We start from the raw sequence: 19,602 nt of genomic DNA, 5'->3' as shown, positions 1-19,602 counted from the left end.
AGCGCCTTTGGTGTCTCGGCTAGCCAGTTATTCGGCAGGAATGTCGCAAATTTCTTCAATCCAGTGAGTTTTCATTCCATATAGAAAGGTAAAAATTCTGAAGAATAACCAAGTCTTCTTTTATAGTCATGGTCCGGGGTACAGACCATTCCGAATCTCCTTTTGTCGACAAAAAGACGCTTGGGGTCACCAAGCGTCTTTTCTTTGCTAAAATTCCTGTAATGTTTTCAATAGTTGGAGCAGCGAAGCTTTTAAATCCTCAACCACCTTCTTATCATCACCCGACATTGCCGAAATGCGATCTGGAATGAAACAGGCCTCTTCCTGTAAACCAAGTCCCTTTTCCGTCAACTTAATCATGACAGACCGTTCATCTTCAGACGAACGTTCACGGACAATCAAGCCATTCTGCTCCATTCGTTTCAACATGGGGGTAAGCGTTCCTGAGTCGAGGGCAAGGAGCTCCCCTAGTTTTTTTACTGTAAGTGTATCCTGTTCCCATAATAGAAGAAGAACAAGATATTGAGGATATGTCACTTCGAGTTTATCAAGCAGCGGTTTATATTTCTTCGTCATTTCCCTTGAACTTGCATAAAGCAGGAAACATAATTGGTCTTCCAGTACTTTTTCTATTTTACTTTGCATCCTATCACCAGCTAATTGTAGTCCATCCGATATGAAAGCATATCGAACTTATCTTTAATATAATCGTTATACTTTATAAAATAAAGGAATATCAGCAAGGAATGGTCTTCCTTAACGGAAAAAGGGAGCCAGCCCTCTTAAAACTTAAACTGCTCCCTATTCTTCATTTATAGTTCTTCCAGTTCAGATTGCTTTCACCCAATAGTTCTTCAAATGATTTATTCTTCTCCCGACGCTTTCTTTCTTCGCGTTTTTTTTCTTCTTCCGCTGCCCTTTTTTCTTGTTCAGCCTCATTAAGTTCCTTTTGCTTTTGACGAAGCTGGGACATGATATCTTGATTGATCATATCACCAAGTTTCAATGAAGATGAATCTTTATCTTGGTTTTTGCTTTGATTTTGATTTCGCTGCTGTTTCTTTTTCACCCTTAATACCTCCTGGCCATTTATGAAATTATTATATCACGACTGCCGTTTTCCTCGTCATGGTTTTCAAACAGTGTTTTCCCATTTCCCTCATGGTAAAATAAAGAAAATCAACCGAGGAGGACCTCTCATGAAGAAATGGTGGTTTACACTGGCTGGAATCCTATCGTATATCATCGGCGTCGGCATTTATTTTTCCAATCGGATCATGTATATGAAAAAGAAGGAAGATGATTTTATCCAGAATCGTGAAATCATGGCTAAACGCCTGATCACGGAGGATTTTGATAATCTGCCTAAAACGGAAATTTGGGTATCGTCACCATCCGGATATTCCTTGAAATGCTTGTTTATGGAACCGCATGATACAAATAAGTGGGTGGTCATTTCTCATGGTGTGACGGAGAACAAAGTCAATTCGATTAAGTACATGAACATTTTTCTTAAGCGGGGCTTCAATGCTATCATTTATGACCACCGCCGGCATGGGGAATCCGGTGGCAAGACGAGCAGTTATGGGCATTATGAAAAATTCGACCTGAAGGCCGTAATCGATGAATTGAAAAGACGTAAAGGTCCCAACCTTCATATTGGCATTCATGGAGAATCCATGGGGGCTGTAACACTGCTTTTATATGCCGGAATGCTTGAAGATGGTGCTGATTTTTACATTGCCGACTGTCCATTTTCAAATTTCGAGGATCAGATCAAACACCAGCTTAAACATGTAGTCCCACTTCCCTCTTGGACCGTGTTTCCGCTTGGGCGTACGTTCATCAAACTCCGGGATGGGTATTGGACCAATGAAGTATCACCAATCGATTATATGGAAAATATCCGAAACCCCGTGCTCTTCATCCATAGTGAAAACGACAGTTTCATTCCCGCTTACATGACAGCGGAATTATATGCAGCAAAAGAAGGCCCAAAGCAGCTGTACATCGCTAAAAAAGGGGCCCACGCTCAATCTTATAATGAAAATCCAAGAGAATATGAAGATCAAATCGATCAGTTTCTAAAACTTGTCTGAGAAGAAAGAGAGGGAACCCAAGATTCCCTCTTTGCTTCATTTAGATTTTATTAAAAAAGCTCATCCTCGGATTTAAGATTTGATTCGGACTTTTTAATTGAAAGCTGTTCGCTTCCGGAACAAAGTCTATTTTCATGACTTCATCAAGAAAAATCATTTTTGATTTCTCCACATATAGAGGAATCCCGTTTGTTTCCACTTTTTCGGTACCTTCTTCAGGTTCGTTGACCCACCATAGCGCGGTCACACCACTTACCACGCAGCCACAGCCATCAGTATCATATTTCAACTGTAAATATCCTTCTTGTCCCTGTACTTTATCGACTATTTTCTCAGCCGCTGTTTCCGTCCATTCAATATACATGATTGCACGCCTCCCGATGTCTTTCCTTTCCCCATTATAAACGATAAAAACGCTTCTGTTAAAGAAACTGCCTGCTTCCTTTTGCAAGATCAGCCACACGAAGACCGTGCTAACAATGCCGATTCTCTTACGCCCCGTGATCCCTTTCATCACGATGCCGTTTCGAAAATGAAAGGCTGTCCCCTGGAACAGCCTTTCCGCTCATCATTCCATTATCCTTACATCCGCTATATCGGAAAGCCTGATATAGTGAACCTGCTGAAACCGATCAACGATATGAAGCTTTTGGGTGGGCTCATTATAATAATGGATCCTGCCGATTAACAGCTGATACCGGTTTCCTTCATAATGAGCAATCGTAACATCCTTTCTTTCCTCCATCGCTTCCCCCATTACCGCATTCATTTCTTCCAGTTGCTGCTCATCCAGGATGCGCTTCGTTTCATAGCCATCCTCCACCACCCAATCCCGCAGCATCTTCACATGCTCCGGTAACATCATCGATGTCCATTTGATACGGCCGCGATCACGAATCATTCTTTTCCCTCCCTTCAAAGTCACCCTTACGCCTTATGCCCACCAAGCAGCCTGCTTCGGTAAACGGCTGTACCCGCTTCCGTATACGAAACCGCACGCAATAACGATTTGGCTCCATATTTATGGCGGATTCGATCAACCGTGTAACTCAATTCCCGCTTCTTCCAGCGCGAAGCATCGAATAAAGTCAGCTGCATTTCGTTATCATCCACAATATTCGAGAGTCTGACCTCTATGCTCCGAACCGTTTTTTGCTTATAGTTCTCATGAAAAAGCTCCAGGCAAACTTTATATAACTCCATCGTAATGTTGGTAGGTTCGCTAATCGAACGCGAACGATGGAAACCTCCGCCAAACTCATCCTTGCTGTAACCAATGCTTAGGCTCACCGTTCTCCCTGCCTTGCGATGGGTGCGTGCCCTTCTTCCAACTTCTTCGCAAATTTCCAGCATGACCTGCTTTACCTCATGCTCCTCCTTATAATCCCGCAGCAGGATTTGACTTTTGCCGAAGCTTACCTGCCCTTCGATGATCGCTGCCCCCATATCGGATAAATCTATTCCCCACGCATGGTGGTAAAGCTGATTGCCCATAATTCCAAACTTCGCTTCAAGTAATTCAAGATCATAATTGGCAAGCTGCCCAACCGTAAATATCCCCATTCCATGAAGGGTTTTTTCAACGCGCCTGCCGATCCCCCACATTTCACGAAGCGGGGAAATCGGCCAAAGTTTGCTTGGCACATCCTCATACTTCCATTCGGCAATCCCTTTATGTTTGGCATCCAAATCAAGGCAAAGTTTTGCCATAAGCATGTTCGGTCCAATTCCAATTGCACAAGGGAGCTGTAATTCGCGTTCGATTTCATCCTTTATCTTTTCAGCTATCATCCGGGCATCTCCCCATAAAGAAGCGGCACCATCGACTTTCACAAAACTTTCGTCCACACTATATACGTGAATCGCTTCTTTGGGCACATAACGGTTAAACAAGCGGGTGATTTCCGTCGAAACCCTTAAATAGGTCGCCATTTTAGGTTCAACGACGACAATCCTCGGATCATTCGGGATCTCAAACATCCGCGACCCTGTCTTGATGCCAAATTCCTTCTTCATTTTTGGAGAAGCCGCGAGCACAATGCTCCCTGTCCTCTTCAAATCACCAACCACTGCCAGATAACAATCAAGCGGGTCCAGACCAAGCATGACTGCTGAACAGCTTGCATAAAAACTTTTCATATCGATACACATAATTGATTGTTTCGGCATCGTTCCATAATCCATCATTTCTTCACCCTAACAAGAATATACGTTCGCTTTTATTATATTCATAACTTTAACCGAATATACGTTCTTATTCAATGGAAGTTTTCATACAAATTTCTACTTTTTATTGTAATTTCCTTGAAAAATATAATCGATACTGAAAATGGATAAAATACCAAATTTAAACTCCATATCCAAATTGTTTTTTTAAAAGAGAATCATTAGTAGCTTGAATATTTTTTAATGGATCCTTATGCTCAGTTTTTTTAAATTCGTCCACCCTTTTCAACAGGCTTTCGTCCACTTATAATTTAGTCTTACTACTCATTTTTTGTAATGAAACTGTAACCAAATTTATGTCTAATTGTCATAATGGTATTGTAGGATAATATTGTTAAGAATTATAGAGAGATAGATAGAGAGGAAATGAAAATTATGAAGAAATGGATCGCTTCAGCTGCTGTTGCATCTGCCATGATGCTAACCCCACTGCAAGCCTTTGCAAATATTGGAGATCAAACCCTCAGACCCGGAATGACACACAGCGATGTCAAACAACTACAACAACTTTTAAAAACCAAAGGTTATTTCACATATACAGGTTCACTGACTACATATTACGGCACCTATTCTGTATCTGCAGTAAAAAAATTCCAAAAAGCCAAAGGGTTAACTGCCGATGGGATTGCCGGCCGAGGCACATTTAATGCGCTTGGTGTTTATAATGTCAATAATACAAGCCTGGTAAGCTATGCAAAAACCTTAATAGGCAAACCTTACAAATGGGGCGGGACGACACCGACTGGATTCGACTGCTCGGGCTTCGTCTATTATGTATTCCAGAAATCACAAGGAATTACCTTACCGCGTACAACATCATTGCTCTATTCCAATACAGGTTTAAAAGTATCTTCACCAGCTAAGGGCGATCTTGTATTCTTTGATACTTCTTCTGGAAGAACAGGAGTATCCCATGTTGGGATCTATATCGGAAATGGTCAATTCATTAGTGCTACGTCTTCTAAAGGAATAACCATCACGGATATGGATAATTCTTATTGGAAACCAAAATATTTAGGTGCGAAAACTTTATAAAATCAGGACAAGATCTTATTCTTGTGAGCGAATCCCCATAAAACAACCGGACAGAACCAAAGTGATTCAGTCCGGTTGTTTTATTTTATATATAATATTTCATCCGTTAAATCCTCTACTGTCACGATGAATGAAGAGTCTAAGTTTGAACGATTCATCATTTCGATATTATAAACATGCTCTAATGGTAAATGGACGACTTCGAGAACCATGAATCGCTGACTTTCCGCTTTGCTGACATGATTGATGGCAGCAGTGACCGCCCTTTGTTCGGCTAAGCTTTTTTCATCCGTCAAAACAAGAATCAGTTCCGCTTCCGCTTTCCCAGGAAATGATTTCTTCACCCCGCCCCGGTGCCATGGCTTCACTTTCATCCCGATTTCCAGGTCGGAATACTCGAGGTCATTACCATGTTGATCTTGAATATATGTATCATTGGTCACCTTATAATACGTCCCTTTAATCAAAATCCTTTTATCGTCCAGATCCGTAATGAAACCTTCTTCCCCCTTATCAATGACTTCCTCCATGTTCCAATCAGGAGATTGGCAGCTACCCAGAATAAGGGCAACGAATATAGAGATATAAAGGTTCACTATCATCTTCATACAAATCCCTCCTAATAGAAATAGACGAATTCCCCCTGAAATAGTTACCAAATTATTTAACATAGAAAACTTCGGTCATTTCAAAAAGGGGAATGTCATCGACATTCCCCTTTGCCTATCATTAGACCAACTTTCTCCTTTTCCGGTATCGAAGGTCTAGCCTACTTTTTAAAAAATGCTTTTTTTCCTAATGTTTCAGTGATCTTTGGAAACATGTTATACCATTTCCCAGCTAAATTCATCCAGCCAGGGAGATTGATTTCCCTCTTATTGGTCAGCATCGCCGCTACGATTTTGGCAGCGACATCTCCAGGCTTAAGCATGAATTTTTCAACATTCTTTAAGTATGTACCTGATTCATCCGCAATGTTAAAGAAATTCGTTTCTATAGGGCCAGGATTGACGGTAGTCACAAAAACATGATCATCCATCAGCTCGAGCCGAAGTGCGTTTGAATAACCAAGAACAGCGAACTTGGTCGAAGAGTACAATGTTGATTTAGGAGTGGCGATTTTACCGGCCTGTGAAGCTATGTTGATGATATGCCCCGCTTTTCTCTGCTTCATATACGGGAGAACCAGCTTTGTGCAGGCCATTAATCCAATGACGTTGACAGCAAACATTGCTTTCGTTTCATTTAATTCCGTATCCTGTGCTTCTTTAAATGTGCCGAAACCAGCATTGTTGACCAACACATCCACTTCTCCTATTTGCGCATGGATATCATTAAATACATTTGTCACCTGATCAGTATCTGCAACATCAAGCTTATAGGCATATGCATCAATCCCATATTGGGTGATCAGTTCATTCTTTAGCTGCAGTAATTTATCCAGGCTTCTGGCCAAGAGGACGAGACGGGCTCCCTGCTTTGCACTTTGAATGGCAACTTCCTTGCCAATCCCTCCGGAAGCACCGGTAATAACAATAACTTTGCCTTGCAACTTATTCAAAAAAGTGAGCCTCCTTGCGAACATTAAGCGATTGAATACAGAATGACCCCTGATTGGATTTCTGTTTCGACTTCACCCAAGTCTTCTAAATAGTCCAGCTGTCCGACCGTTTCCGAAAGTGTCAGGCCCACTTCCTGAAGGTATACTTTCGGAAAAAGCTGCTGACACACTTCAAAGGCAGATAAAGGCCTATCTTGAAGCATGCTTTTCACCTGCATGGCACGGTTATGCTGCCGCTCAAATCGATATTGAATCAAGTCGGCAACCGCATCTCCTTCCACTTCAGATCCATGTCCAGAGTAAACAGTGGATATGGAAAAATCCAATAATTTCTGAAGTGATGCATTATATTGCAGTAACGGACGAGGCCTCATGCCTCCGGGAAGTAAAGGTGGTTCCATTAATGGATTAGGTGAGATCTTGGCAAGCAAGTGATCGCCTGCGATCATGACACCGTCACTTTCCCGGTAAAAAGATAAATGGCTTTGAGCATGCCCTGGAGTCTCGATCACTTTCCAGCCTGGAAGACCAGGGAGCTCATCACCCTCAGCCAAATATCCTTGAAGCTTCCGTTCACTAAGGAAACTGATTTCGTCGCGATTATGGATCAGTTTATTTTTCAACTCTTCTGCCACCCCGAACTTTGTGGCATAATCAAGGAAAAAACGATTATGGGTTTCAAGGAATTCATCACTGATAGTCAGCCAGCGCTGATTGTTTTTGTGTCCATAAACCGGGATTTCCTTTTCAAAGAAATCGAGTGCACCAGCATGATCAGGATGATGATGGGTTAAAATGATTTGTTCGATATCAGTCAGTTTCAGACCCAAATCCCCAAGCCCGTTAGTCAGGGCTTCCTTTGATCGTTTTGTTTTCACTCCAGTATCGAATAACGTTAAAGCATCACCTTTAACTACATAAACATTCACATCACCCACTGCAAACGGCGTGGGCAAAGCAAGTTTTGCAATATCTCCATTCCAATTCGCCATAATCTTTTCCACCTTAGAAAATTATATTTATATAAATCTTTTTATACGCTAAACAAGATTCCTAGTACACTTATCATGTATAATTACCATTTTACATGTATTTTAAATCACTGTCATTATTTTCACATAATTCATGTCTACTTTTTATCGTCCTTGCATATATTATCATTGACAGAGTACTGATATATCCTTCATAATCACAAGTAATTAAAGACGGCGTGGCATTGATTAAGGCCAAGTAAATTTATGATGGCGTAAAGAGAGTGAAGCTCGGAATGTGCTGAAAGGCTTCATCGCCCCCTCATTATTGAACCTACCTTATGAGCCTTCAGGAAAACCTGACGTAATTCCCGCGTTAGAGGATTCAAGTGCAGCTTTTCTATTTATTTGTTATGGAAAAGTTGAACAAAGGTGGTACCACGGAAGCTAGACCTTTCGTCCTTTATTGGATGAGGGGTCTTTTTGTTTTTTAAAAAAAGGCCGAAAATTTAAAAGAAAAAGGAGCGGGAAATATGAAAAAAATCGCGTTTATCGGAGCTGGATCGATGGCAGAAGCAATCATTTCGGGGCTGGTGACCCAACAGGTAATTGAACCAGCAAATATTTTTGTAACAAATAAATCAAATGATGAACGGTTTGATTATTTAAAGAACCAATATGGTGTAACTGCCACAAGATCGCTGCAGCAATTAGTACAGGATGCAAGCCTTGTCGTACTGGCGGTGAAACCGAAAGATATTTTAGAAACGATGCAATCAATAAAAGAATACATTCGTGAGGAAATGCTGTTCATTTCCGTTGTTGCCGGGGTTCATACAACAAGCTTGGAAGGAATCGCCAACAAGCGGTTCTCGATCGTCCGTGCCATGCCTAATACATCGGCAGCTGTAGGAAAATCAGCAACGGCCCTTGCGGCTAACGGTCATACGAAAGACTCGCAATTACAAACGGCTATTACCCTTTTTGAAACGGTAGGTACGGTGGCAGTGGTCGAAGAAACCCAGCTAGATGCGGTAACAGGCTTATCAGGCAGCGGTCCGGCTTATATTTATTACTTAGTCGAGGCATTGGAAAAATCAGCAGAAAAAATAGGTCTCGATTCCGAAACCGCCAAGCAATTGATTCTACAGACACTGATGGGTGCGGCCGATATGTTACAGAAATCACCTAAAACGCCTGCCGTACTAAGAAAGGAAGTAACTTCACCAGGTGGAACGACTGAAGCAGGTCTGAAAGCACTTCAAGCACATCAAGTGGAAGAAGCATTCATTGCCTGTGTACAAGAAGCGACAGAGCAATCGAAGCGAATGGGCAATCAAATAAGTAAAGAACTAGCCAAATATGTAGTTTCGCAGTAAGCCGCATGATGATCGGCTGTTGCCTGGCCACTCCTACGGCAGCGGCCAGGCAACAACCCTTTTTATGATCCGGACATCCTATAAAGGGTAATCCTTCCGGAGTGAGCGTTACTTTATAATCAACATATCATTTTCATCGAAACTCCAATCCTTTGAATACGCAACCTCCCAATAGTAACCATCGGGGTCTGAAAAATATCCGCTGTATCCTCCCCAAACAACATCCTGAGGTGATTTCTCGATTGTTCCCCCAGCCTTTTCAGCCTTGTTGATCAAATCATCCACTTCTTCAATTGATTTAGCATTATAAGCGAGCGTAAGACCCGGGAAACCCTTTTTCTTAGGCGGTTCCTTCTCATTGATGTCTTTGGCCAGCTCCTGTAAAGGATACAAAGCAAGTTTCGTTCCGGCATTATTAAAAAAAACGATTGCGGGTTCGTCCTCTTTAATCGATGTACGGAACCCCAACCCGTCCCGGTAAAACCTTAATGATTCAGTAATATCCCTGACACCTAAAGTTATAATGTTGATCCTGTTCATACTAGTCCTCCTTTTTCCATGTTTTAAGGGTAAATTCGACATCTGGATCACTTTTCCCTTTATAGCTTGATTGACCATCAGCCACACCATCACAAATGCTTCTTAAAGTTCCTAACAACGCTCCTTATGCAAATTACGTAGGAATTCCACTTTCTTTGCCGAATGAATACATGTTTTGTCATCTGTAAAGGAATTCCCTCATACTTATCGAATTCAACAACTAAAAGGGGGAATCTCGATGAATACAAGTGCAGTTGCCCGGTTACTGAATGTTTCCCATAGTACGATTCAACGCTGGGTCACCCAATTGAACATGGAAGTAGAACGGAATCAGCTTGGCCACTACCAGTTTTCGGATGAAGACATTGCATTATTGAGAAAAATCCAAGATCAGCTGAACGAGGGCATCATTCTCCAAAAGGTCAGCATCTCAGAGAAAAAGATTAGAAAAGCAACCATCCAGAAACACTCCGAACCGGATAAAGAACATGATCAACTGCTAGAACGGGTCACCAGGCTTGAAAATGGTCTGAAAACAAAAGCGGACGATGTTGTATCCTATCAGCTTTTACAGCACAGAAGTGAAATGGAAGAAATGCACAAACTCGTTAAGAAACTCGAAGCCCGTATCGAAGCGTTAGAAACACCAATGGGTCAGCCGTTTGATTATTTCCTTGCGGCTGAAGAAGCTGCTGCCACTAAAAAGACGAAGAAAAAGCCATTCATAAAAATGATTTTTGGAAACAGAAAGAACGATAGTTCATCATGGAGCACAGCCGACAGCGATTAACATCGATTATCATTCAAGATGGATCATGAGCACCCCACGATAGCCATTTTTCTTATGCCGAGCATTTCTTCAGTAATAGGACCTGATCTAATTAATCACCCCAAAAATAAAAAGGCTCGACCCAAGGATTAATCTCACCTGGGTCGGGCCTTTTCTCATCTTAAATCAACACTGCACGGTCATTGAGCATTTTTTCGCCTTTGATGCGCTGGAATTCGTTAAGCAGTTTTTCAACGGTAAGCTTCTGCTTTTCGGCACCTCTTGCTTCAAAAATGATTTGTCCTTTATCCATCATGATCAAGGAATTTCCAAGATCGATTGCCTGTTGCATATTGTGAGTCACCATCAATGTCGTTAGCTTGTTCTTTTCGACGATTTCCTTCGTCAGATTTGTAACAAGCTCTGCCCTGGAAGGATCGAGAGCGGCTGTATGTTCATCAAGAAGCAGGATTTTAGGATCGGTGAAGGTCGCCATCAACAATGATAATGCTTGGCGCTCCCCTCCTGATAATAATCCCACTTTTGCAGTCATCCGATTTTCCAAGCCTAAATGAAGGGTACCCAAACATTCTTTAAAAAGTTCTTTCCGTTTTTTTGTCACCCCAAAGCCCAAACCTCTTCTATTGGTTCTGCCATAGGCAATCGCCATATTTTCTTCAATCGTCATATGTGGTGCCGTACCAAGCATGGGATCCTGAAAAACGCGGCCAATCATTTTAGCACGGGCATGTTCTTCAATGGCCGATACATTTTCACCATCAATGATGACTTCACCGGCATCAGGGAGAATTTTGCCGGATATCATGTTCATCAGCGTCGATTTACCTGCTCCATTACTCCCGATGACTGTTACAAATTCGCCTTTTGTCATCTGCAGTTCCAGATTCCCAAGGGCTAGCTTTTCATCTGGTGTCCCTTCATTAAAGACCTTATAAATCTGATTTAACTGAAGCATATCCTTCTCCCCCTTTCGATAAAGTCCCACCATGGCGCATCTGTATTTCTTTGAGACGCCTTTTCTTTCGGCTTTTTTCCTTTTGTCTATCGGTAATTTTCGGAATGACAAGTGCCCCTACCACAATAAGTGCCGTAATTAATTTAACATCACCCGTATCAAGGAATTCTACGCGCAGTGCCAATGTTACGACAATTCGGTAAATGATTGCTCCTCCAATGACCGCAAGGGTCGCACGTGCAATCGTTTTTGAGCCAAATAATGCTTCGCCAATTATAACGGATGCCAATCCGATGACGATGATTCCAATCCCCATGCCAATATCGCTAAACCCGTTATATTGGGCAACCAAGGATCCCGAGAACGCCACAAGTGCATTTCCGATCGCAAGGCCCAGGATCTTCATGTTTCCTGTATGGGCGGAAAAACTCTTGACCATTGCTTCATTATCACCCGTCGCACGTAAAGCAAGACCGATTTCCGTTTTTAAAAAAGCTGACATTCCAGCTTGAATGATTAAAGCCACGATCAACATAACAATTAGTATGGCCCACGTTTTTGGCAAACTATCACCAAGGCCCACGATCGATAAAAGACCATTCAACATATTGTCCATACCAGTGCCAGCCCAGGCATCCTGGATATTCGTGATAATGGTCGTTTGAGAAAGCAACGGAATGTTAGATGCACCCATGATCCTTAAATTGATGGAATAGAGGGCAATCATCATTAAGATACCTGCCAGAAGTGGATTGATTTTTCCTTTCGTATGCAGGAATCCCGTTATTGTCCCAGCGATGAAACCTGCCACCATGGCACAAAACGTGGCCATGACTGGCGAGAAACCGTTAACGATCATAATGGCGGCCACAGAGGCCCCTGTCACAAAACTGCCTTCCACTGTCATATCCGGGAAGTCGAGAATCCTGAATGTTAAATACACACCTAGTGCCATGATCGCATAAATCATTCCCGACTCAAAAGAGTTGAATAAAGCTGAGAACATTTTTTTTCTTCCTTCCCCGAACAAAAGCAGAGTTTATTTTACAAACTCAGCATCTGCTTTCCATTCTTCTTTTATTTCAACACCCATATCTTTTGCTGCCTTTTCATTGATGACCAATTTCAGTTTTTGTGGATATTGAACCGGGATATCTCCAGGCTTTTTGCCATCCTTCAAGATTTCAACCGCTTTTTGCCCCGCTTCATAACCAATATCATAGTAACTGAAGCCATATGCTGCAAAACCACCAGCATTCACGGAATCAAGCTCACCAACAAACAATGGAATATCTTTATCATTTGCCACCGAAATGACCGATTCCAGTGCGGAGACAACGGTATTATCAGTAATGATATAGAAAGCATCGGCTTTTCCGATTAATGATTCCGTTGCCTGTTTAACCTCGGCTGAAGTGGAGACGGATGCTTCCACGACTTTCAATCCCGCTTTTTTTGCTTCCGCTTTTACGTTTTTTATTTGGACGACGGAATTTTGCTCCCCTGTATTATAAACGGTCCCAATTGTCTTGGCGCCAAGTTCTTCCGCTAGGAATTTCATTGATTTGGCAATGGCTTCAGGATGGGAATCCGTCGTACCCGTCACATTTCCGCCTGGCTTATCCAAAGATGTAACGAGCTCCGCCGCTACAGGATCGGTAACCGATGTAAAAACGATTGGTATATCCTTTGTCGCATTCAAAGCGCTAAGAGCACTAGGAGTAGAATTGGCAAAGATTAAATCCACTTTATCCCCAACAAAGTTATTGGCGATCGTTTGACTGTTATTTTGGTCACCCTGTGCAATTTGAAGATCATAATTGGCATTGATGTCACTATCCTTCAATGCCGCCTGGAATCCTTCATAAGCCTGATCCAGCGAATCATGCTGAACGATTTGTGTTACCCCAATGTTGAAGGTATCCTGTTTGCTGTCATCCTTTGCCGCATCTTTTTCCTTGTCATTTCCACACCCAGCCAATAATAACCCTGCGACCAATGTCATAGCTGCAGTTGAATATAATTTCTTTTTCATATTTTCCCCCCGCTTTTTTCTTATTTAAAATTAGGTTTTTTCTAGCGACGTCAACTTTTTCGCTTTTATTTCCTAAATTATAATCGTTTAGTCCCAATTATTCCAATATATTTTTTAACTTTTTAGAATTTTTTGAGTTCTGAATGTAAAACATGAAAAAAGCTGCTGTGAAAGGTATGGTAACTTTCACAGCAGCTTTATGAAAAATCAGTGTTCGACAACCTGGCTGACAATTTCGGTAACTGTAGTACGATCGATTTTTTCTTTGCCTTCTTTTAGGGCTTTCAATGTGGCTTTTGCCAATTCCAAGGGTATTTTACAGAAGTGGATGATCTCTTTCGTTTCAATCTCTCCAATGTATGCATCGGCTAATGCAAGATTATGTTCCGTATGGGCAAGCATCTCTTCGAAACCCCAGCCATCCGGATAAAAGTTTACACCGCGTTCTGCATCTTCCTCACGGTTACGCAGGATATTGACCGTTTGAAGACCACGGCCAAATGCGATGGCAAGTTCACGGTCCGTTTCGGTTCCATCGTACCAGTTCCACATATCAGACAGCATGACCCCCACTAAACCTGCAACATAATATGTGTAATCATCGAGTTCCTCTTCATTATGGATTTGCCAGTCCTTCGTAACCCATTTTGCCATGCCTTCGGCCATTTCCTTTGTCGACTCCAAGACTTTGTCTTTTGCACCGGGAGGACAAAATTCAATCCAGTCCGAAAGAAACAGGGTCACCTCGGGAAGATCATCCTTATATGGTTCAAATAACGATTTAAGGTCTTCTTCCCTGAAATCCGCATCAAGCAGCTCACTAAGAGCCTGTAAAAGGGAAACCTTAATATCTGAAGGAAGACCTGGGTGGTCCTCGATCTCATCGATGGCGCGCATGCAAAGGTATGCAGCTCCAATAGCCTCTTTTAAACCCTTTGGAAGATAGCTGATTGGAATGAAAAAAGTACGGCTTGTTTTTAGGAGAAAATCCATTGCTTTAGTATGTAGGTCACTTTTGTCAGTCATATTTACACTCCTTTAAATATCCAATGAACAATTGATTAATTATACCAAACATTGGCTTTGATTTCAGCTGCCCGATTCCTCTGAATACAAAGGAACTTTAATTGCCATTAAATCTTCACCCATAATCGTGTTTGCAAAGATCGCTTTGCTTTCCTCTTTTAGCCTCTCGGCATCCTCCGGAGTATACCGTGAGCTGATATGCGTAAGGATTAGATGCTTAGCCCCCGCTTTCAAAGCCGTTTCTGCAGCCTGAACGGTGGTCGAATGATAATAGGCTGATGCCATTTCGGACTCTTCCGCTGAAAATGTAGCTTCATGAACAAGGTAATCCGCCGATTCAGCAAGAATGAGCGCATTGCTGCACATTCTTGTATCACCAAGAATCGTGATGATCCGTCCTTTTTGCGGAGCACTGAGATAGTCCTTCCCATTTAAGACACGGCCATCATCGAGACGGACCGTTTGTCCATTTTTCAATGCTTTAAAAAGAGGCCCCGGCTTCACACCTTCAGACCGCAGCCGGTCGACCAGTAAGCTTCCCGGACGGTCTTTTTCCACAATTCGGTAACCGATGCTGTAAATGCCATGATCAAGCGACATGGCCGTCACCGTGAATTTTTCGTCCTCAAACACTGCGCCTTCTTCTATTTCGATGATTTCCAAGGGATATTTTAAATGAGTTCCACTCACCTGCAAGCTCGTCTTAATAAATGCATCTATGCCTTGTGGACCATATACGGTCAATTTATCCACTCCGCCCTGAAAAGATCTGCTGCTTAAAAATCCAGGCAGTCCGAAGATGTGGTCACCATGTAAATGGGTGATGAAGATCTTTTCAACCTTTCGCGGTTTGACCGCCGTTTTTAATATTTGATGCTGTGTTGCTTCCCCACAATCGAATAACCAAACCGTCCCTCGTTCTTCCAATAATTGAAGGGCGATTGATGTCACATTACGCGCTTTAGCCGGAACGCCAGCGCCTGTACCCAATAAAACGAAATCCACTCATACTACCTCCGTTGCAAATACTTTATGACTTAACTATAGCATAACCAAGGTGCTCTTTCATTTATGACTCATTAAAACCGAAACCAAATTAAACTTTTAATGAAATATGAGAAAAAATGCGCAAATTGATTGCTTTGAGGGAAAGCTAAACGTAAAATTAGAAATTGGTACACATACGGGAATTCCAACTTTATAGATAGATTTAACGGAAAGTTGAGGTTTTAACATGACAGAAAATAATAAACCAACAGCATTGATCATGATTTTTGGTGCTACCGGAGATTTAGCGAAAAGGAAATTGTTTCCTTCCATATATCGACTATTTCAAAAAGAGAAAATCAATAAGTTCGCCGTCGTTGGAGTAGCAAGGAGGCCCTTGACGAACGAGGAGTTCCAAACAAGTGTCAAGGATTCCATACTTACGTTCGGACATGCGGAAGAAAAGGTCGACGAATTCATTTCCCATTTCCATTATCACTCCCATGATGTCTCCAGTTCGGAATCATACCTGCAGTTAAAAGACATTGCTGAAAAATTGGACGGACAATATCAATTAGAAGGAAACCGGATCTTCTATTTGGCAATGGCACCCGAGTTTTTCGGAACGATTGCCGAACAGATTAAAGCTCAAGGCCTGACCGACACGAATGGATATAAGCGCCTTGTCATAGAAAAGCCATTTGGACACAGTTTCGAAACAGCACAAAAATTGAATGAGCAGATTCGGACTGCATTCGCTGAAGACGAAATCTACCGTATCGATCATTATTTAGGTAAAGAAATGGTACAAAATATTGAGGTAATACGTTTTTCAAATGCCCTATTCGAGCCGCTTTGGAATAACAGATATATATCCAATATCCAGGTTACTTCAAGCGAAACACTTGGCGTTGAAGAACGTGGGCGATATTATGAAACCAGCGGTGCCCTAAGGGATATGGTCCAAAACCATCTACTGCAAATGGTGGCCTTGCTTGCCATGGAACCCCCGATCGCTTTGACGACAGAAGAGATTCGAAGCGAAAAAGTGCGGGCATTGCGCTCACTTCGACCAATGAAAGTGGACGAAGTCAATCAATACTTCGTCCGTGGCCAATATGGTGAAGGAACGATAGACGGTCAAACACTTCCGGCCTACCGCAATGAACATAACGTAGATCCCGAATCCAACACAGAGACCTATGTGGCGGGTAAATTGATGATTGATAACTTCCGTTGGGCCGGTGTTCCTTTTTATATCCGTACCGGTAAGAGGATGGATGTCAAATCAACGAATATCGTCGTTCAATTCAAAGATATCCCAATGAATCTGTATTATAAAACGGAAGAAACGCTGAACCCGAATCTTCTCGTTATCCATATCCAGCCTGACGAAGGTATCACACTGTACTTAAATGTTAAGAAATCCGGGACGACATCCAATACAAAGCCAGTGAAGCTGACCGTCTCCAACAAAGGCATCGAACACATCAATTCTCCCGAGGCATATGAAAAGCTATTGTTTGACAGCATGCGCGGGGATGCTACAAACTTTACGCACTGGGACGAGGTTGCCCTATCATGGAAGTTCGTCGATACCATTTCCAATGCATGGGAAAATACTAAGGACGAGTCTTTCCCTAACTATGAAGCGGGATCCACAGGTCCGCTGGCATCCGATGAACTCCTGGCAGAAGATGGACATATTTGGTGGGAAATCAAGAATAACCAAAATGATGTAGATTGAAATGAAGAAGGGATGCAGATTTGAATCTGCATCCCTTCTTCATTCATGAAACACTCTTCCTCAGCAATTTATTCCGGATAATATCAAACATTTCCTTGGGCTTAGACATTTCTTCCTCTATTTCTGAATTAAGCCAAAAGGAAACACCAGATTCTAAGGCAATGAAAAATAAAAAAATGGCTACAGCCCACCAGATGATGAACATAAGTCTCCGCTCCTTCTCTCTTCTTTCTGCCTACTGAATCCTACGGTCCGTCCAACTCTTTCAATGTTTATATTCCTTTTTCCGCAGATGTTTAAACCTAAAAAGCAAGGATGAATGACATACATTATACTACATTTTTCCTAAAAAAGGTAAATGAATTGGAACTATTTACAACTAGTTCATTTTTATCATTTTCACCTTCATGGAAAAAGAATGCTAAATCCTTGCTAAGGTTACACTAGAAAAGGTGCCAGAGGACGGCACCACTAACTTCGGTGCGGAGGGATTAAACTTATGGACATTCGTGAAGGATTAATTCCAACAGCGTTGGGCACAGCCGTGACAGCTGCGGGTTATGCAATGAAGCAGACCCGGGGTTCAAACAAAATGGTAGCTAATACGGTTTTTGGTTTCGGTTTGGCACATGTTGTATTAGGGGTCATTGATCTTGTAGAGCATCGGAGATAGTAAAAAAAGAGGGCGCAATAAAGCGCCCTTTTTTCTGTGCATTCGAGGTCCTTAACATGATGAAAATTACAACCAAAAAAAGCCGGTATAAAGGGGAATCCCCTTTTAAGCCGGCTTGAACTTTTTATTTTTCCATCCATTCGGTATGGAACGTTCCTTCTTTATCAATGCGTTGATAAGTATGAGCTCCAAAATAGTCACGTTGAGCTTGAATCAGGTTAGCTGGCAGCGTTTCTGTGCGATAGCTGTCGAAATAGGCAAGTGCTGATGATAAGCAAGGAACCGGAATTCCGTTCATCACAGCCGTTGACACTACCTCACGTAAAGCTCCTTGATAGCTTTCGACGATCCCTTGGAAGTATGGATCTAGAAGAAGATTGTTCAAGTTCGCTTCACGATCGTACGCTTCCTTGATTTTTTGGAGGAATTGTGCACGAATGATACAGCCGCCACGGAAAATCATCGCGATTTCCCCATATTGCAAGTTCCAGTCATTTTCTTCTGATGCTGCTTTCATTTGTGCAAATCCTTGTGCATATGAACAGATTTTGCTCATATAAAGTGCTTTACGGATATTTTCAATCAAAGCCTTTTTGTCGCCTGTAAATGATTCGGCTTTTGGACCACGAAGGATTTTACTCGCTTCAACACGCTCGTCCTTGATTGCTGAAATAAACCGTGCAAACACGGATTCCGTAATGATTGGAAGCGGAACACCAAGATCAAGCGCACTTTGACTTGTCCATTTCCCTGTACCTTTTTGGCCAGCTTTATCTAAAATGACATCGACCATCGGCTTGCCGGTTTCTTCATCATATTTTTTGAAAATATCAGCAGTAATTTCAATTAAATAGCTATCAAGTTCCCCTTCATTCCATTCAGTAAAGACTTCATGGAATTCTTCAGCAGATAGTCCAAGGAGATTTTTCAGAAGGAAATAAGATTCGGAAATCAATTGCATGTCCCCGTATTCAATACCATTATGTACCATTTTAACATAATGACCTGCCCCATCCGGTCCGATATACGTACAGCAAGCATCACCATCGACCTTAGCTGAAATATCCTTCAAGATCGGTGCAACAAGTTCATATGCTTCTTTTTGACCACCAGGCATGATGGATGGACCTGTTAGAGCTCCTTCTTCCCCTCCTGACACGCCTGTACCGATGAAATGGATGCCAAGCTTGCTTAATTCCTCATTGCGGCGCTGAGTGTCCTTGAAGAAGGTATTCCCTCCATCAATAACGATATCACCTTTTTCAAGTAACGGTTTTAATTGCTCGATCGTTGCATCCGTTGCCGCTCCGGCTTTAACCATCAATAAAATTTTGCGTGGCGTTTCCAAAGAATTGACGAATTCTTCAAGCGTATAAGCGGCTGTTACGTTTTTGCCTTCCGCTTCCTTCATCATTTCGTCCGTTTTTGATCCTGAGCGATTATACACGGAAATTGAATATCCCCTGCTTTCAATATTAAATGCAAGGTTCTTGCCCATTACGGCTAGTCCGATAACGCCAATCTGTTGTTTTGTCATGCTTCATCTTTCCCTTCTCTATATCTTTACACAGCTTGTAC

The 19,602-nt window shown here is 42.1% G+C and carries 22 protein-coding genes; 6 read left to right on the top strand and 16 right to left on the bottom strand.

Annotated features, from left to right (window positions below; translation table 11 throughout):
* Positions 1–207 precede the first annotated feature (207 nt).
* Positions 208–645, bottom strand: coding sequence for a MarR family winged helix-turn-helix transcriptional regulator (locus FNK51_RS15145; RefSeq protein WP_098369884.1), 438 nt, complete (start codon positions 643–645; stop codon positions 208–210).
* Positions 646–808: 163 nt separating this feature from the next.
* A complete protein-coding gene (locus FNK51_RS15140) occupies positions 809–1,069 on the bottom strand; it encodes a YqkE family protein (RefSeq protein WP_098369883.1) in 261 nt (86 codons plus the stop codon).
* Positions 1,070–1,199: 130 nt separating this feature from the next.
* Here FNK51_RS15140 and FNK51_RS15135 point away from each other — a divergent pair, with 130 nt between their 5' ends.
* On the top strand, positions 1,200–2,099 hold the full coding sequence (locus tag FNK51_RS15135; protein ID WP_141993874.1) for an alpha/beta hydrolase: 900 nt from the start codon (positions 1,200–1,202) through the stop codon (positions 2,097–2,099).
* Between the two features lie 40 nt (positions 2,100–2,139).
* Here the strand turns inward: FNK51_RS15135 and FNK51_RS15130 are convergent, their stop codons facing one another.
* The 3 genes from FNK51_RS15130 to FNK51_RS15120 all read right to left on the bottom strand — a co-directional run bounded on the left by FNK51_RS15130 (position 2,140) and on the right by FNK51_RS15120 (position 4,286).
* Positions 2,140–2,463: an iron-sulfur cluster biosynthesis family protein gene (locus FNK51_RS15130; protein WP_098370098.1), complete on the bottom strand. Its 324-nt coding sequence runs from the start codon at positions 2,461–2,463 to the stop codon at positions 2,140–2,142.
* 204 nt (positions 2,464–2,667) lie between these two features.
* On the bottom strand, positions 2,668–3,000 hold the full coding sequence (locus tag FNK51_RS15125) for a YolD-like family protein (protein WP_141993873.1): 333 nt from the start codon (positions 2,998–3,000) through the stop codon (positions 2,668–2,670).
* A gap of 26 nt (positions 3,001–3,026) precedes the next feature.
* Entirely contained in the window at positions 3,027–4,286 is a 1,260-nt protein-coding gene (locus FNK51_RS15120; protein WP_098369880.1) for a Y-family DNA polymerase, read from the bottom strand.
* Between the two features lie 414 nt (positions 4,287–4,700).
* Here FNK51_RS15120 and FNK51_RS15115 point away from each other — a divergent pair, with 414 nt between their 5' ends.
* Positions 4,701–5,360 (top strand): C40 family peptidase, encoded by a 660-nt coding sequence (locus tag FNK51_RS15115; RefSeq protein ID WP_098369879.1) that lies wholly within the window; start codon positions 4,701–4,703, stop codon positions 5,358–5,360.
* Between the two features lie 80 nt (positions 5,361–5,440).
* Here FNK51_RS15115 and FNK51_RS15110 read toward each other — a convergent pair whose 3' ends face one another.
* The 3 genes from FNK51_RS15110 to FNK51_RS15100 form a co-directional block, all read right to left on the bottom strand.
* Entirely contained in the window at positions 5,441–5,968 is a 528-nt protein-coding gene (locus FNK51_RS15110; protein ID WP_098369878.1) for a DUF3221 domain-containing protein, read from the bottom strand.
* Positions 5,969–6,129: 161 nt separating this feature from the next.
* A complete protein-coding gene (locus FNK51_RS15105) occupies positions 6,130–6,921 on the bottom strand; it encodes an SDR family NAD(P)-dependent oxidoreductase (RefSeq protein WP_260399628.1) in 792 nt (263 codons plus the stop codon).
* 23 nt (positions 6,922–6,944) lie between these two features.
* Positions 6,945–7,913, bottom strand: a complete 969-nt coding sequence (locus tag FNK51_RS15100) for an MBL fold metallo-hydrolase (RefSeq protein WP_098369876.1) — start codon at positions 7,911–7,913, stop codon at positions 6,945–6,947.
* A 512-nt stretch (positions 7,914–8,425) separates the two neighbouring features.
* On the opposite strand from FNK51_RS15100, the gene proC reads away from it, so the two are divergent.
* Positions 8,426–9,271 (top strand): pyrroline-5-carboxylate reductase, encoded by an 846-nt coding sequence (proC, locus tag FNK51_RS15095; protein ID WP_098370097.1) that lies wholly within the window; start codon positions 8,426–8,428, stop codon positions 9,269–9,271.
* A 108-nt stretch (positions 9,272–9,379) separates the two neighbouring features.
* Here the strand turns inward: proC and FNK51_RS15090 are convergent, their stop codons facing one another.
* Positions 9,380–9,811 (bottom strand): VOC family protein, encoded by a 432-nt coding sequence (locus FNK51_RS15090; RefSeq protein ID WP_141993871.1) that lies wholly within the window; start codon positions 9,809–9,811, stop codon positions 9,380–9,382.
* Positions 9,812–10,049: 238 nt separating this feature from the next.
* Between FNK51_RS15090 and FNK51_RS15085 the strand changes: the two genes are divergently transcribed.
* On the top strand, positions 10,050–10,601 hold the full coding sequence (locus FNK51_RS15085; protein ID WP_098369874.1) for a MerR family transcriptional regulator: 552 nt from the start codon (positions 10,050–10,052) through the stop codon (positions 10,599–10,601).
* Positions 10,602–10,761: 160 nt separating this feature from the next.
* Here the strand turns inward: FNK51_RS15085 and FNK51_RS15080 are convergent, their stop codons facing one another.
* The 5 genes from FNK51_RS15080 to rnz form a co-directional block, all read right to left on the bottom strand.
* The gene (locus FNK51_RS15080) at positions 10,762–11,556 is read right to left on the bottom strand and encodes an ABC transporter ATP-binding protein (RefSeq protein WP_076365488.1); all 795 of its coding nucleotides are present in this window, start codon (positions 11,554–11,556) and stop codon (positions 10,762–10,764) included.
* Positions 11,531–12,562, bottom strand: coding sequence for an ABC transporter permease (locus FNK51_RS15075; protein ID WP_141993870.1), 1,032 nt, complete (start codon positions 12,560–12,562; stop codon positions 11,531–11,533). The genes FNK51_RS15080 and FNK51_RS15075 overlap by 26 nt, the downstream gene beginning before the upstream one ends.
* 33 nt (positions 12,563–12,595) lie before the next feature.
* Positions 12,596–13,591 (bottom strand): ABC transporter substrate-binding protein, encoded by a 996-nt coding sequence (locus FNK51_RS15070; protein WP_141993869.1) that lies wholly within the window; start codon positions 13,589–13,591, stop codon positions 12,596–12,598.
* A 207-nt stretch (positions 13,592–13,798) separates the two neighbouring features.
* Complete coding sequence (locus FNK51_RS15065) at positions 13,799–14,617, bottom strand: squalene/phytoene synthase family protein (RefSeq protein ID WP_098369871.1); 819 nt, start codon at positions 14,615–14,617, stop codon at positions 13,799–13,801.
* Between the two features lie 63 nt (positions 14,618–14,680).
* A complete protein-coding gene (gene rnz, locus FNK51_RS15060) occupies positions 14,681–15,622 on the bottom strand; it encodes a ribonuclease Z (RefSeq protein ID WP_098369870.1) in 942 nt (313 codons plus the stop codon).
* Positions 15,623–15,851: 229 nt separating this feature from the next.
* Here rnz and zwf point away from each other — a divergent pair, with 229 nt between their 5' ends.
* On the top strand, positions 15,852–17,351 hold the full coding sequence (zwf, locus tag FNK51_RS15055) for a glucose-6-phosphate dehydrogenase (RefSeq protein WP_141993868.1): 1,500 nt from the start codon (positions 15,852–15,854) through the stop codon (positions 17,349–17,351).
* A gap of 43 nt (positions 17,352–17,394) precedes the next feature.
* Here zwf and FNK51_RS26615 read toward each other — a convergent pair whose 3' ends face one another.
* Complete coding sequence (locus FNK51_RS26615; RefSeq protein ID WP_179890982.1) at positions 17,395–17,556, bottom strand: hypothetical protein; 162 nt, start codon at positions 17,554–17,556, stop codon at positions 17,395–17,397.
* Positions 17,557–17,850: 294 nt separating this feature from the next.
* Here FNK51_RS26615 and FNK51_RS15050 point away from each other — a divergent pair, with 294 nt between their 5' ends.
* Positions 17,851–18,024 carry a hypothetical protein gene (locus FNK51_RS15050; protein WP_034308217.1) on the top strand — a complete coding sequence of 58 codons (174 nt, stop codon included), beginning with the start codon at positions 17,851–17,853 and terminating at the stop codon, positions 18,022–18,024.
* A 124-nt stretch (positions 18,025–18,148) separates the two neighbouring features.
* Here the strand turns inward: FNK51_RS15050 and gndA are convergent, their stop codons facing one another.
* Complete coding sequence (gndA, locus tag FNK51_RS15045; protein ID WP_098369868.1) at positions 18,149–19,561, bottom strand: NADP-dependent phosphogluconate dehydrogenase; 1,413 nt, start codon at positions 19,559–19,561, stop codon at positions 18,149–18,151.
* Positions 19,562–19,602 lie beyond the last annotated feature (41 nt).

Origin of the sequence: Bacillus sp. B4EP4a, from assembly GCF_006680105.1 — a bacterium.
In the GTDB taxonomy this organism is placed as follows: Bacteria; Bacillota; Bacilli; order Bacillales; family DSM-1321; genus Peribacillus; species Peribacillus simplex_E.
The sequence above is the reverse complement of the archived record's forward strand: the minus strand, read 5'-3'. Positions and strand labels throughout refer to the sequence as shown.

What these genes read in the sequence shown, in the direction of transcription:
- FNK51_RS15145 (WP_098369884.1), bottom strand. Translation starts at nt 645, where the DNA reads ATGCAAAGTAAAATAGAAAAAGTACTGGAAGACCAATTATGTTTCCTG.
- FNK51_RS15135 (WP_141993874.1), top strand. Translation starts at nt 1,200, where the DNA reads ATGAAGAAATGGTGGTTTACACTGGCTGGAATCCTATCGTATATCATC.
- FNK51_RS15130 (WP_098370098.1), bottom strand. Translation starts at nt 2,463, where the DNA reads ATGTATATTGAATGGACGGAAACAGCGGCTGAGAAAATAGTCGATAAA.
- FNK51_RS15125 (WP_141993873.1), bottom strand. Translation starts at nt 3,000, where the DNA reads ATGATTCGTGATCGCGGCCGTATCAAATGGACATCGATGATGTTACCG.
- FNK51_RS15120 (WP_098369880.1), bottom strand. Translation starts at nt 4,286, where the DNA reads ATGATGGATTATGGAACGATGCCGAAACAATCAATTATGTGTATCGAT.
- FNK51_RS15115 (WP_098369879.1), top strand. Translation starts at nt 4,701, where the DNA reads ATGAAGAAATGGATCGCTTCAGCTGCTGTTGCATCTGCCATGATGCTA.
- FNK51_RS15110 (WP_098369878.1), bottom strand. Translation starts at nt 5,968, where the DNA reads ATGAAGATGATAGTGAACCTTTATATCTCTATATTCGTTGCCCTTATT.
- FNK51_RS15100 (WP_098369876.1), bottom strand. Translation starts at nt 7,913, where the DNA reads ATGGCGAATTGGAATGGAGATATTGCAAAACTTGCTTTGCCCACGCCG.
- proC (WP_098370097.1), top strand. Translation starts at nt 8,426, where the DNA reads ATGAAAAAAATCGCGTTTATCGGAGCTGGATCGATGGCAGAAGCAATC.
- FNK51_RS15090 (WP_141993871.1), bottom strand. Translation starts at nt 9,811, where the DNA reads ATGAACAGGATCAACATTATAACTTTAGGTGTCAGGGATATTACTGAA.
- FNK51_RS15085 (WP_098369874.1), top strand. Translation starts at nt 10,050, where the DNA reads ATGAATACAAGTGCAGTTGCCCGGTTACTGAATGTTTCCCATAGTACG.
- FNK51_RS15080 (WP_076365488.1), bottom strand. Translation starts at nt 11,556, where the DNA reads ATGCTTCAGTTAAATCAGATTTATAAGGTCTTTAATGAAGGGACACCA.
- FNK51_RS15075 (WP_141993870.1), bottom strand. Translation starts at nt 12,562, where the DNA reads ATGTTCTCAGCTTTATTCAACTCTTTTGAGTCGGGAATGATTTATGCG.
- FNK51_RS15070 (WP_141993869.1), bottom strand. Translation starts at nt 13,591, where the DNA reads ATGAAAAAGAAATTATATTCAACTGCAGCTATGACATTGGTCGCAGGG.
- FNK51_RS15065 (WP_098369871.1), bottom strand. Translation starts at nt 14,617, where the DNA reads ATGACTGACAAAAGTGACCTACATACTAAAGCAATGGATTTTCTCCTA.
- zwf (WP_141993868.1), top strand. Translation starts at nt 15,852, where the DNA reads ATGACAGAAAATAATAAACCAACAGCATTGATCATGATTTTTGGTGCT.
- FNK51_RS26615 (WP_179890982.1), bottom strand. Translation starts at nt 17,556, where the DNA reads ATGTTCATCATCTGGTGGGCTGTAGCCATTTTTTTATTTTTCATTGCC.
- FNK51_RS15050 (WP_034308217.1), top strand. Translation starts at nt 17,851, where the DNA reads ATGGACATTCGTGAAGGATTAATTCCAACAGCGTTGGGCACAGCCGTG.
- gndA (WP_098369868.1), bottom strand. Translation starts at nt 19,561, where the DNA reads ATGACAAAACAACAGATTGGCGTTATCGGACTAGCCGTAATGGGCAAG.